Raw genomic sequence first — 16,971 nt, 5'->3', positions numbered from 1 at the left:
CTTAATGGTTTATAAAATATTTTCTATTCCAAAACAGAATAATCGCCAATGCTGATGCTCGTGAAATTTCCATCAAAAGTGGCGTGGCTTCCAATCATCGCATTGTTTAAATTCGCATTCCTGATGTGCGAATGGTTTTGCACCAGACTGTTTTTGATCGTGGTGTCAATCACGTGACAGCCTTTTCCCAAAGACACATTTGGACCAACAGTTGCGTTGATCAACACCACGTCTTTATCAATAAAACAAGGCGGAATGATGACCGAATTTTCCTGTTTGACATCATAATCAACCAAATGTTCGCCGTCATTGTGCAGGAAATTCAGCATGCGGGAATTCGTTTCTACAGTTACGTTTTTGTTTCCGCAATCCATCCATTCTTCGACTTTCCCGGGAACGAATTTGAGGCCTTTGACTTTCATGTTCTCAAGCGCATCGGTCAATTGGTATTCGCCACCTTTAACAACATTATTATCGAGTAAATATTGCAATTCGGCGCGTAAAGTTTCACCTGATTTGAAATAATAGATTCCGATAATCGCCAGATCAGATACAAATCCCTTTGGTTTTTCAACGAAATCAACGATCTGGTTGTTTTCATTTAATTGCACAACGCCAAAAGCGCTTGGATCTTCAACCTGTTTTACCCAAATTACGCTGTCTGCAGAAGTGTCTAACGTAAAATCGGCGCGGAAAAGCGTATCGGCATAAGCAACCACAATTGGGCCGGTCATCGATTCTTTAGCCGCCATGATCGCATGCGCGGTTCCCAATGGCTGTTCCTGGTAATAGATCGTTCCCTTTGCTTTGAGTTTGTTTGCGATTGCGATCAGGTCTTTTTCTACCTGCGAACCAAAATCTTTGTGAATGATGAATGCGATTTCTTCGATGTCCTGGTTTAAAACACCGGCAATGTCTTCGACCAAACGATGCACAATTGGTTTTCCTGCGATTGGAATTAAAGGTTTTGGAACAGTTAAAGTATGCGGCCTTAATCTTGAGCCGCGTCCGGCCATGGGTACGATTATTTTCATTTTGTTTATTTAAAGATTGGAAAATTGAATGATTGAAAAATTGACAAACTCTTAAATTTTTCAATCATTTAATTTTTGAATTATTTAGTTCCAGTGCTCCCAAATCCGCCTTCGCCGCGTGAGGTTTCAGATAAAACATCAACTGAAATCCATTCGGCGCGTTCGTGTTTGGCGATGATTAATTGTGCGATTCTTTCGCCGTTTTCTACGGTAAAAGCTTCATTTGATAAATTTACTAAAATCACTCCGATTTCCCCGCGATAATCGGCGTCGATTGTTCCGGGAGAATTTAGAACTGTGACGCCTTTTTTTGCTGCGAGCCCACTTCTTGGTCGTACCTGCGCTTCATATCCGATTGGAAGTTCGATGAACAAGCCGGTTTTTACGATGGCTCTTTCGAGCGGATTCAAGGTTATTGATTCGGTTAAATTGGCACGAAGGTCCATTCCGGCTGAAGCGATGGTTTCGTAATTTGGAAGTTCGTGCCGGGATTTGTTGATGATTTGGATGGTCATATTTTGTGTGTTGGAATGTTCCGGAATTGGCTTAGCCCTGATAGCAGCGGAAATCCTTTTTGAGGTTTTTACCGAAAAAAGATTGCAGCGGATAGCAGGAAATAGCTCCTGAAAAAAATTTTATTTGTGTTCGTTTCGTTTTAAAATTCGGTTTAAGGTTTCTTTTTCGTTGTGGTAAATGAAATACATGAATACGAGCAGCAGCCCGAGGCCGACGTAGTAATTTTCCCTGAAATAATAGAATGAAACGACTGAAAATGCGATCGAAAGTCCGAGATAGCCGCCGATTTTTTTCATGTCGTATGGAATGGGGTAATATTTATTTCCGAGTAGGTAGGAAATCAGCATCATGCTGCCGTAAGCGGCGATGGTGGCAATGGCCGAACCGTAATAACTCATTGTTGGGATCAGTAAAAAATTTAAGACCAAGGTTACAATCGCGCCGATAATGGAAATGTAAGCACCGATGTGTGTTTTATCGATGAGCTTGTACCAAACGGACAAATTCGTGTAAATCCCGAGGAAAAAATTTGCGAGAATGATTAGTGGAACGACTTTCATAGCAACCCAATATGACGAATCGCGAATCATAAGCTGCTTGAATAAATCGGCGAAAACGATGACGGCGAGCATGATCAAGGAACCGAAAATCACGAAATATTTAGTAACGGTCGCGTAGGTTTGCTTGGCGTTTTCTTTGTCGGCGTGGCTGAAAAAGAACGGTTCGATGCCGAGCGTATAAGCTGTTCGGTACAAAACCATGAACAATCCAAGCTTGTAGCAGGCAGAATACACGCCCACTTCTGCGTCGGCGATGTTTGCGGGCAATAATTTCCCGAGCAGGATTTTGTCGAACTGGTCGTTGATGGCAAATGCGAGTCCGGCGATGAGAATCGGCAGTCCGTATTGCATCATGCGTTTCCAGAGTTCGGAATCAAAATGCCATTTTACTTTAAGATAATCGGGTGAAAGCACGACGAAAGTGGCGAAACTCGAAATGATCAGTGAGATGAAAATGTATCCGATCTGGAAGTTTTCGAAATACATTAAACTGAAAAAATCATTTGGGTTTGGCGTGGCGAGTTTGGGTAAAATGATCAGAAAAAAAATGTTCAGGATCAGGTTTATGGCAACGTTTCCGATTTTGACAATCGCATAATAAAACGGCCGCTGGTTGGCGCGAAGCTTTGAAAACGGGATGATCACGAGCGCGTCGAGTACTAAAATCCAAATCGTATAGGTGACATATTGCACGTTGATTCCGGAAAATTCCGCAAGTGTATTCCTAAACAACAATCCGATCCCGAGAAAAGCCAATGACGTCCAGAAAATGGAAATCATCGCGGTTTCAATAACGTTTTTCTTGTCGGATTCTTTGTTGTAAAACCGGAAAAAAGCGGTTTCCATGCCGTAAGCGAGAACGACATTGAAGAAAATCATGTACGAAAAAATCACGGTGATCTTTCCATATTCTTCTTTAGGCAGCAATCCGGTGTAAAGTGGCACGAGGAAAAAACTCATCATGCGCGGAATCACCGTTGCGAGTCCGTAAATGGCGGTTTGCTGAAAAAGCTTTTTATATAAACCCAAAGTCTGATTTTGATTTAAGTACCCGCAAAAATAAGTATTTCTTTGGGTTTAAGCCGGAAAAGCACAAATAAAAAACCGCCCGAAACTGAAATGTTTATACTGATTTTTAACGCTTTCGTCTATATTTGTCGGACAAACATTCCCCATGAAAAAAATCCTGTTGCTTTTATTGGTTTTTGGTTTTTGCAAATCCTTCGGGCAGCCGGTTTTTAAATCGAAGTCGGTTCCACATAAAATTACCAAACACGGAAATTCTTATGCCGATGATTATGCATGGCTCGAGAATTACAAGTCGGATGAAGTGCGCAATTGGGTGGCGAAGGAAAACGAGCTTACCGATGCGGAACTCGAGATTGACAGGAAAGAATTTTCATCTGAAGGGAAGATTAAAGAATATGATTATTTGTCGTCAAATTCGCTTCCGATAAAAAAAGGGAAATATTTTTATATGAATTTTCGCCTCGATAAAGCACTTCCGTCGTCTTTATATTATGCAAAAAGCCTGATTGACAAGCCTGTGGAATTGGTGAATCCGTATAAAATTTACAAGAATGAAAATGCGGTTATCTCGGGGAATTATCCTTCCCGAAACTCAAAATATACGGCTTACCAGATTAGTATGGACGGAAGCGACAGAGAGGAAATCAGGTTTTGTGATATCGAAAAGGCTAAAAATCTTGACGACGTACTGACGAACATTAAATTTTCAAATGTGGCGTGGAATGGCGATCGCGGCGTTTTTTACAAGAAAAATTCGAATGTTGAAGTCTTTGCGCGCGATTCGACTTACCAAGTATATTATCATCGCATAGGCAAACTCCAATCGGAAGACGAATTGGTTTTTGACGGAACGAAAAATGAAAGTTACATTCGTTTTTTCACAAGCGGGAACAAGCTTTTTATTGTTGAAACCAATAAAGAAGAAACGTTCAAAACATATTATTATACCAACATTGACACAGAGAATTTCTATTTAGAGAAATTCCTGGAAAAAGATGATGCCGATTTTAAAATGCTGCATTATTCGAAAGACCGGATTTATTTTTCTTCGAAGGAATTTGGCTGGGGCGATGTGCGGTCATTCAATATTAAGAACCGAAGTGACGAAACGATCCTGATTCCGCAGTATTACAACAATTTGCTTGTGGATGCCGATTTTTATGAGAATTACATTGTCTGCAAATATAAAACTGTCAGCAAAAATTACATCAATGTTTACAACCGCGAGGGGCAATTCATCCGAAAATTTGATGCTCCGGACGGCATGGATTTTAACATCCGGTTTTTTGACAGCACAACCAATGATTTATTTGTGAGTTTTTATTCGTACACATTATCATTCCACAACTTTAAACTGAATCTGGAAACTGGTATTGTAAAAGCATTTTACAGTGAATATTCAAGACCGAAACCGACGATTTTTCCGCTCGATTATTTTGAAACCAAAACCATTACGTATAAAAGCCGTGACGGCAAAGACATTCCAATCACGATCGTTCATAAAAAAGGGATTGTGCTCGACGGAAACAACCCGACCTTGCTTAAAGCATACGGTGGTTTTGGCGTAGTCAGCGGCCCGAAATATGACACCGGATTGTTGTATTTTCTTGGAAAAGGCGGCGTATTTGCGTATGCCGAAATCCGCGGTGGCGGCGAAAAAGGACCGGCCTGGCATAAAGATGGACGAGGCTTGAAAAAAATGAATACGTTTAACGATTTTATTGATGCTGCCGAATTCCTAATCAAAGAAAAGTATACTTCACCTCAAAAACTGGCCATTACCGGTGCTTCGCAAGGCGGTTTGCTCGTTGGTGTTGCAATGACGCAGCGCCCGGATTTGTTTAAGGTCGCGATCCCGAAAGTGGGCGTTTATGACATGATTAAATTTGACGATTATACGATCGGGAAATACCATCACGACGAATATGGCGACCCGGATAAAAAGGATGAATTTGAGGCAATGATGGCTTATTCACCGTACCACAACATTAAAGATGATGTGAATTATCCGGTGACGTTGATCATTACATCTGAAAATGACGACCGTGTCCCGCCGATCCATTCGTATAAATTTGCGGCGAGATTGCAGAACCGCGCTGCACAGAAAAATCCGATTTTCCTGAAAACACTAAGCAATTCCGGGCATTATGGGAAGATTTCAAATTACAACAGTCGTACGGAAGAAAATGCGGAGTTTTACAACTTCCTAATGTATCATTTGAATAATTGAGTCGAAAGCCAAAACGTCGAGAGTCCAACGAATACAATATTGCCATAAAAAAAGCGGTTCGTGAGGAACCGCTTTTTTATTTATCTGAATATTAATTATCCTTTCAAAGCTTCTGCGCCACCAACGATCTCGAGGATTTCGTTTGTAATGGCCGCCTGACGTGCTTTGTTGTAAGTTAATTTCAATTGGTTTCTAAGTTCTGTTGCGTTGTCTGTTGCTTTGTGCATCGCAGTCATTCGCGCGCCGTGCTCTGATGCAAAGGAATCGCGAACTGCTTTGTACAATTGTGTCTTCAGCATTTTTGGGATCAAAGTCAGCACGATTTCTTCTTTTGAAGGCTCGAAAATGTAATCAACATTGCTTGCTGGCTTATCTGAAGCGATCGGTGCCAATGGCAAAAATTGCTCTGCCTGAACGATTTGTGTTGCCGCATTTTTAAATTGGTTGTACACCAAAACGATCTTGTCGTATTTTCCGTCGATGAACAACTGGATCAAATCATCGGCGATCACGCCAACGGCTTCAAAAGTCAGGTTGTCAAAAACCGAATTGTTGTTGGCAATTACCGTATTTGCTTTACTGATTGCATCGTTTCCTTTTTTACCAACAGTAATGAAATCTACCTTTTTACCGGCATATTCTTTCTCAGTCAGTCTTCTGGCTTCTTTTACGATATTCGAGTTGAAAGCGCCGCTCAAACCTCTGTTTGAAGTGATTGCAACGACCAAAACTCTTTTGACTTCGCGTTGTGCTGTGAATTCTCCACCTATATCGCCGTCAAGCGTAGCAGAAAGATTTTGCAGCAATTCGGTCAGTTTTTCGGCATAAGGGCGCATCGCTGTAATCGCATCTTGTGCTTTTTTCAGTTTTGCAGCAGAAACCATTTTCATCGCCGATGTGATTTGCATCGTAGATGAAACGGAAGTAATTCTATTACGGATTTCCTTTAAGTTTGCCATTTTTTATGAGTCTAAAGTCGCAAGCCGCAAAGTCAAAAGTTTCTTGTTTTGTCGAATCGTTTGATTGGACTTTACACTTTTGACTTTAAGACGTTCGACTATTTTTAGTTATATTTTGCTGAAACTTCTTTCGCTACTTTCTCGATTACATCTGTAATTTCGTCAGTCAGTTTTCCTGCTTTTAAAGCATCTAGTGTGCTTCTGTGCTGGTTGTTCAGGAATTCCAGGAAATCTCTTTCGAATTCTTTTACTTTGTTTACAGGAACATCCCTAAGCAAGTTTTTAGAACCTGCATAAATGATGGCAACCTGATCTTCAACAGTATAAGGATCGTTCAAACCTTGTTTCAGGATCTCTACGTTTCTTCTTCCTTTTTCGATTACGTTCAACGTTACGGCATCCAAATCAGAACCAAATTTAGCAAACGCTTCCAATTCACGGAATTGCGCTTGATCTAATTTTAATGTTCCCGCTACTTTTTTCATCGATTTAATCTGAGCGTTACCTCCAACACGTGATACCGAAATACCTACGTTGATCGCCGGACGCACTCCAGAGTTGAACAAATCTCCGTCAAGGAAAATCTGTCCGTCTGTAATCGAAATTACGTTTGTTGGGATGTATGCAGAAACGTCACCCGCTTGTGTTTCAATGATTGGAAGCGCAGTCAAAGATCCGCCTCCTTTTACGATTCCTTTGATAGAATCCGGCAAGTCGTTCATTTGTTTTGCGATCTCATCATTGTTGATCACTTTACAAGCACGCTCTAATAAACGGCTGTGGAGGTAGAAAACGTCTCCAGGATAAGCTTCACGGCCCGGTGGTCTTCTTAACAAAAGAGACACCTCACGATAAGCAACCGCTTGTTTAGACAAATCATCATAAACGATCAGTGCTGGACGTCCTGAATCACGGAAATATTCCCCAATTGCAGCTCCGGCCAATGGTGCGTAAACCTGCATTGGAGCAGGATCAGAAGCGTTAGCAGCAACGATTACCGTGTAAGCCATTGCGCCTTTTTCTTCCAACATTTTAGCGATTCCTGCTACAGTCGACGCTTTTTGCCCGATGGCAACATATATACAGAATACCGGTTGTCCGGCATCGTAAAATTCTTTTTGGTTCAAAATGGTATCCAAACAAACGGTAGATTTACCAGTTTGACGGTCACCAATTACAAGCTCACGTTGCCCGCGACCTACAGGAATCATCGCATCTACGGCTTTTACACCGGTTTGCAATGGTTCAGTTACTGGCTGACGGAAGATTACTCCAGGCGCTTTTCTTTCGAGTGGCATTTCGTATAATGTTCCGCCGATTGGCCCTTTTCCATCGATTGGGAAACCAAGTGTGTTTACCACACGACCTACCATTTCCTCACCCACTTTTAAAGAAGCAATACGCTGGGTTCTTTTAGCTGTTGAACCTTCTTTGATTCCGGTTGATGGTCCTAAAAGTACCACCCCAACATTGTCTTCTTCAAGGTTCAGAACGATAGCTTCAAGTCCGTTGTCAAATTCAACCAACTCTCCATACTGCACATTTGATAACCCGTAAATACGAGCGATACCATCTCCAACATTCAATACTGTTCCAACTTCTTCCAAAGTAGCACCAGATTCAAAACCTGACAATTGCTTTTTTAATATTGCTGAAATTTCAGCAGGCTTAATTTCCGCCATAATTATTTTATTTATAAATAACTAGTTACTTAATTCTCTCTTTAATACTTGTAATCTGTTGGCTACAGAAGCGTTGTACTGCTGGTCGCCTATTCTTAGGATAAATCCGCCAATGATTGATGGATCTACAATGTTTTCAATGTTTACTTTTTTGTTTGAAAACGTCAGGATCTTTGACAACACTTTCGCTTTCATTTCGTCGTCCAATGGCACTGCAGTTGTAACTGTCGCCACTTCTACGCCGTTCATTTCCTCGAACAATTTGCTGTATTCTGTCGCAATATCCGACAGGATCTCAAATCTTTTGTTTTCGAGCAATAAGCGCAAAAGGCTTTTGGATACCGGATTCACATCGGCAAAAATTTCAGAAAGCGCACTTTCCTTCACTTCTACTCTTGTAGTTGGGTTTGCAATAAAAGTGCTTAGTTCCGCATTTCCATTGATTGTTGAAGCGATAACCAACATGTCGTTGTTTACTTCAGTCGAAACACCTTTGTCGTGTGCCGTGTCAAGGATTGCTTTTGCATAACGGATTGCTGCTCTTGTTCCTGCCATCTTAGTTTAATTTAGCGTCGCCCAACATTTTTTCGACCAATTTCATTTGGGAATCTTTGTTAGACAATTCGTCTTTTAATAATTTTTCAGCGATTTCAAGTGACAGTGAAGAAACCTGTGATTTCAATTCGGCCATCGCTGCATTTTTCTCAGACTGGATAGCCGTTTTTGCCTGCTCGATCATTCTTGCGCCTTCTGCCTGAGCTTCCGCTTTAGAATCGGCAACCATTTTCTCTTTCATTTCACGCGCTTCTTTTAGCATCAAATCGCGTTCTGCTCTGGCTTCAGCCAATAATTTTTCGTTGTCTGATTTCAGGTTTTGCATTTCGTTTCTTGCATTTTCTGCAGAAAGCAATGCGCTTCTGATTCCTTCTTCACGAGTATTTACTGCGTCAAGGATTGGTTTCCATGCGAATTTCTTCAACAATAAAATCAATCCGACAAAGATCAACATCTGCCAGAAAAACAAGCCCAATTCAAACTGATTAATTAATTTTTCCATTTTTATATATAATATGTAAAACGTTTTTTGATAATAAGGCAAAAGTTACAACCAACCGTTGCAACTTTTACCCTTAAAAATTATGCTGCGAACAAAGCAGCGAAACCGATTCCTTCAATAAGCGCTGCTGCAATTAGCATCGCTGTTTGAATTTTTCCTGAAGCTTCTGGCTGACGTGCAATCGCGTCCATTGCTGAACCACCGATTTTACCAATTCCCAAACCAGCTCCGATTACGATCAATCCTGCTCCAACGAAATTTAAACCTTCCATGATATATAAATTAAAAATTAAACATTCAAATTAATGATGCGCCTCCTCGTGGTGGTGCTCTTCGTTAGCAGCCCCAAAATACAAAGCCGACAGCATCGTGAAAATATATGCCTGTAAAAACGCTACCAAAATTTCAAGTAACGAAAGTACAAATGCGAGTCCGAATGAAAGTGAACTTCCGATCCAGCTTTTGAAAATAAACATCAGTCCGATGATACTCATCAATACGATATGTCCTGCGAAAATATTCGCGAACAATCGGATCATCAATGAAAAAGGTTTGATGAACACACCCAACAATTCAATCGGTGCTAAAATAACTCGCATCGGTTTTGGAACGCCTGGCATCCAGAAAATGTGTCCCCAATAGTTTTTATTCGCCGAAAGGTTTGTGATCAAAAATGTCAGCATGGCCAATGCCGCAGTGATCGTGATATTTCCGGTCACGTTGATTCCAAGTGGCGTTAATCCAACAATATTAAGAAACAACACAAAGAAAAAGATCGTAAGCAAATAGCTCATGTATTTTTTGTAATGTTTTTCTCCGATATTCGGGATCGCAATTTCATCGCGGACATACAATACTAATGGTTCGAAAATTCTTCCCGGCCCTTTTGCAATGCTTCCGTTTTTCTGGTATGACGAAGCCAATCCTTTAAATAATAAGAAGATTAAAAAGGCTACGATCAGGATAACAAAAACGTTTTTGGTAATTGAAAAATCGATCGGTCGAACGTTTGTAGGGTGACCTGTTTTTTCGTCTTCAGTAATCGTTCCGGCTGCATCAGTTTTGTAGATTTTACCGTCGTGGTGATTAATTTTATAGTAGTTTCCGTTTGATTCGGCAACCGATTCCCCATGGTTGAATTTGGATGAAGAAAAAACCTGCAATCCGTTATCCAGTAAAATTACTGGAAGCGGAAAACCAAAATGATATCCTGTACTATTGTCTGAGAAAAGGGTAAAATCATGCGCGTCTAAAACGTGGTGTTTTTTAAACGCATTGATCTGTGATTTAAGATCTGTTGGCTCGGCGTGTCCTTCTTTATGGCCAGCTGCCGCTTCGTGCTGCGCAGTTTCAGTGGCAACAACAGTAGAATCAGCCGTCGGATTTGCAAAATTCAGCAATGGCAAACACATTACGAAAGCTGCTAAAATAAATCTGAGTGGTTTGTTTGAAATCACCATACCTTAATAAATATCTTAATTTTAATGATCCTGAAATTTGGTGCAAAGGTACATTTTTTATTAATATCCAAAAGATATAGGAAACTATTTTTTGAAAGAATTCCCGATTTAAAGAATGTTTATTGCTTATTGTTTAAAATTCGAGCCGTAATAATCGTTTCCATTGCTAAAAACAACGCAAACAGTATAAAAAAATTGATTTTTTGCGGACGTAGGTTTTGTTGCAACATCGGATGCAGCATAAAATAATTCGCTGCCATCTGGATGCACGTCAATGCCATAAAAGCATAACCCACAGCATCTTTGTTTTTTCGATGTACGAAAATCAGAACGATAATAATAAAGACGGCGATCGGGGTAAAAAATCCATACAATTCCAAAAGCGAATAAGAATAGCTGTCAGTATTGATTTTTAAGAGGTAAAACATCAGGGAATGGATTCCGAATAATGCAACCGACAAAAGCAACGTCATGATTGCAGGTTTAAAATCTTTAAGCGTCATCTTATTCATCCGATTTGTTGATGTCTTTTAACTGGCGGTTCAAATTGTAAAAAGACAAAGCCACGCCAACGAGCACCAGGATCTTTATGTATATTTTATGCGGATTTGGGTATTTCTCATCGAGCCAGTTTCCCGCATACGCGAATGCGAAAACAATCACGCCCATTTGTATCGGAATGTTGATTAGCGCCAGCCACTTATTGCTGCGATTGTTCGGGTTTTTGTCCGTCATGTGCTGGAAGTAATTTTACATTTGGTTTCATGACACACGAAGCGCTGAATTCGGCACCGGGTTCTACTGCCAGTTTTCCGCAGATGACTTCGCCGTGAATGCTGGCTTTTGATTTGACGTTTAGAATTTCAGTCACCTGTATTTTTCCGCTAAACTTGCCTTCAATATCTGCATTTTTGCAGATGATATCGCCTTTTACACTTCCTGCCGGCCCAATAACGATTTTGCCATTCGACTGGAAATTGCCCACTAAATCTCCGTCAAGGCGAAAATCAGCATGCGAAACAATATTTCCGGTGATGATTGTCCCTTCTACGATCCTGTTGGTTTTTCCCAATAAATCGGTGTAGGATTTTGGCTTTTTGTCAAACATTATTTCGATTTTATTGCTCCCGGCGCCGGCGGTGGATCGCCAATGTCTGGAATACCTGGCGGCTGGGACGTTTGATTTTGTACCGGTTGGTTCTGGTTTGGCGCAACAACAGGCGGTGTGGTTTTATCGGACTGCTGTTTTGTAACTTCCATCGGCGGCGAAAGCGTTCCTGTCCTTGAAGCCGGAATGCCCGAATTGGGTGTTTTCTGCGTTGGTGCTTTCGGCGCTTCAGGTGCTGCAATAGGCACGATCGGTTGAGATCCTACTTTTAAAAATTCTTCAAAATTTTTCTTGATCTGAACGATTTTATAATTGTCGTTTGAAATAATATAGGCCTGATCCTGTACTTTATATTCTTTGAATTCTTTTAAGATCGATGCAATTCCTTTCGCATATTCCTCGGTTTTCATGCCATGGATCACAACGAAATTTTTATCCATCGTATAAATATCGTAAGACATTTTGATCTTTGGAAGCGAACGGTCTTTGATGAATTTGTTGATTTTCGCAATCAGTGTTTTCGACGCTTTGTCTTCGGGATTGTCCGATTTGTATAAGATTTTCCAGCTTAACGGTTCAACGGTATTGAACTTTAAGGCTTCCATTTTCGGGACTTCCGTCGCAATTAAAAACTCGGCCTGTTTGCCTTCCTCGCTGTTTGGATACGTCAATGAAACATAATTCAGGGCTTTTTTATATTCGTCAAGGCCTTTTAATTTTCCAATGGTATTGGCTTTCAGCATCTCAAATTTCGGAACGATTTCCTCGCCAGTAAACTGGTCGATTGCAATCCCTAAATTCACCAATACGATTTTATAATCCCCGGATTCATACAATTTGTATAATTTATTGTAAGCGCCTTCGGGCGAATCCGTTAGCGAAATATCCGACGGATTTGGGTTCGATAATATCTGTGCATACCTTGAATCCGGATATTCCCTGATGATCCGGGCTTTCATTTCTGCCGCTTTGGCTGCATCCAAAACCTCATACAATTTGTATAAATTATACATCGACGGCAAAATCAGCCTTTCTTCAGGATTGTACTGAAGCAGTTTTTCCAATTTGGCTGCCGCAAGCTTGTATTCTTTAAATTTCTCTTTGTAGATCACGCCCAACTGGTAATACGCAAAATTGCGCTCTTTAGAAATGCTGTCAATCTCAACCTGGGATTTTGGGATTTTTTTGATGTAATAATCAGCGGTATATACCTCATCTACTTTGCCGACATTTTCTTTATTCTGCTTCTCGTTTTCAGCACTGTTTGCGGCTGCATCTTCTTCTGACACTGCATTCGCCCCAGCTTTACTAGCAGAAACACGCCAGTTGTTTTTGAGTGTCCTGTTGCCCCAGTTTTTCCTGAATTCATTTCTTCCATAAGCGACTGTTGTCGGATTGTAGAAGTAAAAGTTGCTGTCGCCAGAACCGCCAAACGATGCTGCAGACGGCTGGGAAGTACTTTGTGTGGGCGGAGTGGTTTTTGCTGACGGATCTGTAAGTTGCTTGGCCATAGTGCCGCCTTCTTTCATCTTGTCTTTATTTGCACTACTCATTCCGGTTTCATCATTTACCGATGATGATGTTGCGCCAGAGTTTCCATTGTCAGCCGCACGCTGGGCTGCTTTTTCAGCAAGCGCTCTTGCGATTTCCTCCTGCTTTTTTAACCTGATGATGTAATCCTCATAATATTTTGTCCTTTCATTATCAGACAATGAAAACACGTGGATGATGCTGTCGTTTCTTGTCGCAATCGCTTCGTATTTGATCACATCAACAAGGTTTTCGCGTTTCTTTTTGATCGCCCTGTATTCTCTTGTCCTCGGATTGAGTTGCACCAACGTACTGTCGAAATATTTTCCGGCAGTCACATATTTGGCATCATTAAAATAAATGTCGGCCAGATTCCTGTAATTCGATGCAATCTGATACTGGTCCGGAGTTTTCTTTTTCAACGAAGCATTGTAATATTTCTTAGCTTGTTCGAAATTTTTGTTCTTGTCATAGAAAAGTGCCATTTGATGGTTTAATACATCCAAATACGGCCGGTTTTCACGGTCTTCGAGCAAATCTTTGTATTTTTTGACAAATGCGGTCGTATCGCCTTTTTGGTAGTCAAATTGTGCCGCCTGTCTTGCATGCGCCTGGATCACGTATTGTCGCGCTGCCTGCCTGTTCATGTCAATAACCGATTGGTAAGCCGCATAAGCGCTGTCTTTTTGTCCCAGGCTTTCGTACAATTGCCCTAAAATAAAATCATAACGCGATTTTTCTTCGTTGAGTTTTGTAAATTCTTTGGCAAGTTTGAGTTTCACCAAGGCGCTGTCTTTTTCTTCCAGGTTCAGGAAAGCCTGTGCCAATGCTGCATTCGCGTCAGCGAAAATCTGGTCCTTGAATTTAATCTCTTTTAATAATTTGTTCAGGTTGGTAACTGCAATGGCATCATTGTCTAAACGAATGTTGGTTTTTTCACGCCAGATCTTGGCTTCGTAAATCTTATCGCTGTTTGGATATTTGTATAAAATGTAATTGAAAGCCTCAAGTGCCGGAATGAACCTTTGGTCGTAATATCTTGATTTTCCAAGCATCAAATGCGCTTCGTCCATCTGTGGGTTTTTTTCAGATCCTGCGATATTCATCGAATGTTTCTGGATGGCTTTCGCCGATTTGGTTTCGGCACGGTCAAAATTCGGGTTTTTATTGGCTTGTCCAGGAAGTGCGTTTTCCTGTGAGATCTGCATTCTTTCGATAGGAAGCGGCTCCCAGAAATTGTCTTTGTATTGTGATTTAAGATCGGCAACGCCTTTATCCAATGCCATTCCGCCATTGTATAAAATATTGTATTTCGAACTTAACGCATGGGAATTCCTCGATAAAAAAGAATTTCTTTTGGTAGAACACGCTATCAAAAAAAGAAAGAATCCTGCTATGGAAATGTATCTGAGTAAGTTAGTCTTCAATTTGAAACAATTTTATTGTTTAAACTTTTAAAAGCCGGTTTTAGTATACTGACTGGTAAAAATACGTTTCTTTTTGATATAGCGAAAATTATAGCCCAAAAGTTTGATTTTATCGGTCTTAAAGTAAATTTCGCTTCCGCAGATTTTGTGCAATTCTCAGAAATTGGCCCTTTTCTTTATTTGTACTTCCCGATAATTCCTTGTTCTGAATTGTTTTTTTTACTTTTGTAAAAAACTTTGTTATGTCATCATTCTATAAACTGAATATAAAGGAAGTCAAACGCGAAACCGACGAATCTGTTTCGGTACTGTTTTCGGTTCCTTTGGAGTTTAAAGACTTTTATAAATTTACTGCCGGCCAATACCTGAATTTAAAGCTTACGCTTGACGGACAGGAAATCCGCCGCGCCTATTCGATTTGCTCCTCGCCTAACAGTGACGAACTGCGCATTGCCGTAAAAGGCCTGAAAAATGGCGTGTTTTCGCAATTTGCCACAAAATCATTGAAAGCCGGTGATTTATTGGAAGTGGGAACGCCCGAAGGCACTTTTACTTTCGAACCTGATGCTGCACGCCAGAAAAATTATGCTGCTTTTGTAGCCGGAAGCGGAATTACGCCGGTTCTCTCCATCATCCACAGCGTTTTGGCGAATGAGCCTAAAAGTACTTTTGTGTTGGTTTACGGAAACAAAACACCGGCCGATACTATTTTCCACCAGGAGCTGCACGATTTGCAACTGCAATATGTGGGGCGCTTTTTCGTGCATTATGTGTACAGCCAGGCAAAAGTCGAGCATGAATTGTTTGGAAGGATCGAACGTTCAACTGTGAATTTCATGCTGAACAACAAGTACAAAGAAATTGAATTCGACAAATTTTACCTTTGCGGCCCCGAAGAAATGATCACAACGGTTGCCGCGGTTTTGAAAGAGCATAATATTAAGGAGAAAGACGTCAAATTTGAATTGTTTACTTCTACAAAAGTCGAACACAAAATTGATTCTGCACTCGAAGGCCATACGAAAATCACCGTAATGGTCGATGACCAGGAAACGACTTTTGAAATGTCACAAAAGCAAACCGTGCTTGAAGCGGCTTTAAAACAAGGGCTTGACGCGCCATATTCCTGCCAGGGCGGGATTTGCAGCAGCTGTCTTGCACGCGTGATTTCCGGAAAAGCAGAAATGGTTAAAAATGCTATTCTTACTGACAGTGAAATCGCTCAAGGTTTGATCCTGACTTGCCAGGCACATCCAATAACACCCGAGATTTATGTGGATTACGATGACGTTTAAGAAACATCAAATCATAAAAAACTTCTCTGAAAAGGAAAGTTTTTTATTTTAAAATGGTCCTGATTTTTTCTACAATCGTTTCAGGCAAAATTGTGCGCATCGCATCTTCATAGCCTTCGACATATTTGTTTCCGTAAACGGATGTGGGCAGTTTTGGATATTGTTCGCGATCGGAAACCAAGGCATTTTCGATCGGTTGATTAAACGGCGCAAATCCCGCGAAGGGATGCGTCGCACCCCAAAGCGTAATGGTTGGAATTCCGCACATCGCGGCAATGTGTGCATTTCCCGAATCCATGCTAAGCATGACATTAAGGTTGCTGATGAGTTGCAGTTCCTGTTCGAAAGTGACTTTTCCTGCAATGACAATTACATTATCAAGGCCTTTTGAGAATTTTTCAAGGATTTCGATTTCACGTTTTCCGCCGCCAAAAAGAAAGATTTTAGCATTCCTGATTTTTGACAATTGTGTGATCGTTTGCTGCATCAGATCAATATGGTATACTTTGCCGTCGTGTTGTGCGAATGGCGCGATACCGATCCATTTTAGATCAGATTTAGCTTCGGTAATTTCGAAAACTTCGGGGCTTAAATTCTTTGCAGCAGGAAATTCTGGGTTCGATAAATCGATTGGAAATCCTAAAGTTTCAAACACTTTTGCGTGTCTTTCAACCATCGGAGCAAGTGGTTTGAAAATCTTATTTTCTGGTCTGGTCAGTTCTTTTTTCGCTGCTTTTCCTTTATCGACGGCGGCCGTTTTTTTTGCGCTTAAAGCGAATAAATTCCGGATGATTTTTGACCGGAGAACATTGTGCAAATCTGCGAAAGCGTCAATATGAAGTGCTTTTAATTCCGAAAACAATTTAAGCAGCCCGAAAAAACCTTTATGTTTGCCTTTGGCATCAAATGCAAAAAAATCAAGGTTCGGGATTCCGGCGAAAAACGGTTTATAAAACGGACGCGAAACCATCGTGATCTTCAGCTCCGGATGTTGCTTTACCAAAGCCCGTAAAACAGGAACCGTCATCGCGACATCTCCCATTGCGGAAAGTCGGATAACGGCTATATGTTTGATTTTCTGTGA

At 40.9% G+C, this 16,971-nt stretch carries 16 protein-coding genes; 2 read left to right on the top strand and 14 right to left on the bottom strand.

Annotated features, from left to right (window positions below):
• Positions 1-23: 23 nt before the first annotated feature.
• From BLS32_RS03790 to BLS32_RS03780, 3 genes are all read right to left on the bottom strand, one after another.
• A complete protein-coding gene (locus tag BLS32_RS03790) occupies positions 24-1,034 on the bottom strand; it encodes a sugar phosphate nucleotidyltransferase (RefSeq protein ID WP_091392015.1) in 1,011 nt (336 codons plus the stop codon).
• An 80-nt stretch (positions 1,035-1,114) separates the two neighbouring features.
• Positions 1,115-1,549: a dUTP diphosphatase gene (dut, locus tag BLS32_RS03785; protein WP_091392014.1), complete on the bottom strand. Its 435-nt coding sequence runs from the start codon at positions 1,547-1,549 to the stop codon at positions 1,115-1,117.
• A 120-nt stretch (positions 1,550-1,669) separates the two neighbouring features.
• Positions 1,670-3,139, bottom strand: coding sequence for an oligosaccharide flippase family protein (locus tag BLS32_RS03780; protein WP_091392012.1), 1,470 nt, complete (start codon positions 3,137-3,139; stop codon positions 1,670-1,672).
• A gap of 145 nt (positions 3,140-3,284) precedes the next feature.
• Between BLS32_RS03780 and BLS32_RS03775 the strand changes: the two genes are divergently transcribed.
• Positions 3,285-5,369: a prolyl oligopeptidase family serine peptidase gene (locus tag BLS32_RS03775; protein WP_091392010.1), complete on the top strand. Its 2,085-nt coding sequence runs from the start codon at positions 3,285-3,287 to the stop codon at positions 5,367-5,369.
• Positions 5,370-5,464: 95 nt separating this feature from the next.
• Here the strand turns inward: BLS32_RS03775 and atpG are convergent, their stop codons facing one another.
• The 10 genes from atpG to porW all read right to left on the bottom strand — a co-directional run bounded on the left by atpG (position 5,465) and on the right by porW (position 14,592).
• A complete protein-coding gene (gene atpG, locus BLS32_RS03770) occupies positions 5,465-6,328 on the bottom strand; it encodes an ATP synthase F1 subunit gamma (RefSeq protein WP_091392009.1) in 864 nt (287 codons plus the stop codon).
• Between the two features lie 104 nt (positions 6,329-6,432).
• Positions 6,433-8,010 carry a F0F1 ATP synthase subunit alpha gene (atpA, locus tag BLS32_RS03765; RefSeq protein ID WP_091392007.1) on the bottom strand — a complete coding sequence of 526 codons (1,578 nt, stop codon included), beginning with the start codon at positions 8,008-8,010 and terminating at the stop codon, positions 6,433-6,435.
• Positions 8,011-8,031: 21 nt separating this feature from the next.
• Entirely contained in the window at positions 8,032-8,565 is a 534-nt protein-coding gene (gene atpH, locus BLS32_RS03760; protein WP_091392006.1) for an ATP synthase F1 subunit delta, read from the bottom strand.
• 1 nt (position 8,566) lies between these two features.
• The gene (locus BLS32_RS03755; RefSeq protein ID WP_091392004.1) at positions 8,567-9,067 is read right to left on the bottom strand and encodes a F0F1 ATP synthase subunit B; all 501 of its coding nucleotides are present in this window, start codon (positions 9,065-9,067) and stop codon (positions 8,567-8,569) included.
• A gap of 80 nt (positions 9,068-9,147) precedes the next feature.
• Entirely contained in the window at positions 9,148-9,339 is a 192-nt protein-coding gene (gene atpE / locus BLS32_RS03750) for an ATP synthase F0 subunit C (protein ID WP_091392002.1), read from the bottom strand.
• Positions 9,340-9,369: 30 nt separating this feature from the next.
• Positions 9,370-10,527: a F0F1 ATP synthase subunit A gene (atpB, locus tag BLS32_RS03745; RefSeq protein ID WP_091392000.1), complete on the bottom strand. Its 1,158-nt coding sequence runs from the start codon at positions 10,525-10,527 to the stop codon at positions 9,370-9,372.
• Positions 10,528-10,646: 119 nt separating this feature from the next.
• Positions 10,647-11,039: a hypothetical protein gene (locus tag BLS32_RS03740; RefSeq protein WP_091391999.1), complete on the bottom strand. Its 393-nt coding sequence runs from the start codon at positions 11,037-11,039 to the stop codon at positions 10,647-10,649.
• Positions 11,032-11,262 (bottom strand): AtpZ/AtpI family protein, encoded by a 231-nt coding sequence (locus tag BLS32_RS03735; protein ID WP_091391997.1) that lies wholly within the window; start codon positions 11,260-11,262, stop codon positions 11,032-11,034. Before BLS32_RS03735 ends, BLS32_RS03740 begins: the two co-directional genes overlap by 8 nt.
• The gene (locus BLS32_RS03730; RefSeq protein ID WP_091391996.1) at positions 11,228-11,635 is read right to left on the bottom strand and encodes a bactofilin family protein; all 408 of its coding nucleotides are present in this window, start codon (positions 11,633-11,635) and stop codon (positions 11,228-11,230) included. The genes BLS32_RS03735 and BLS32_RS03730 overlap by 35 nt, the downstream gene beginning before the upstream one ends.
• A complete protein-coding gene (porW, locus tag BLS32_RS03725; protein WP_139171685.1) occupies positions 11,635-14,592 on the bottom strand; it encodes a type IX secretion system periplasmic lipoprotein PorW/SprE in 2,958 nt (985 codons plus the stop codon). Before porW ends, BLS32_RS03730 begins: the two co-directional genes overlap by 1 nt.
• A gap of 242 nt (positions 14,593-14,834) precedes the next feature.
• On the opposite strand from porW, the gene BLS32_RS03715 reads away from it, so the two are divergent.
• Entirely contained in the window at positions 14,835-15,887 is a 1,053-nt protein-coding gene (locus tag BLS32_RS03715; RefSeq protein WP_091391993.1) for a ferredoxin--NADP reductase, read from the top strand.
• 43 nt (positions 15,888-15,930) lie between these two features.
• On the opposite strand, the gene BLS32_RS03710 is transcribed toward BLS32_RS03715, so the two are convergent.
• Entirely contained in the window at positions 15,931-16,929 is a 999-nt protein-coding gene (locus BLS32_RS03710; RefSeq protein WP_091391991.1) for a glycosyltransferase family 9 protein, read from the bottom strand.
• Between the last annotated feature and the right edge of the window lie 42 nt (positions 16,930-16,971).

The organism is Flavobacterium noncentrifugens, from assembly GCF_900100375.1.
Lineage (GTDB): Bacteria > Bacteroidota > Bacteroidia > Flavobacteriales > Flavobacteriaceae > Flavobacterium > Flavobacterium noncentrifugens.
Note: the sequence above shows the minus strand (reverse complement) of the source record. Positions and strands in the feature narration are given on the sequence as shown.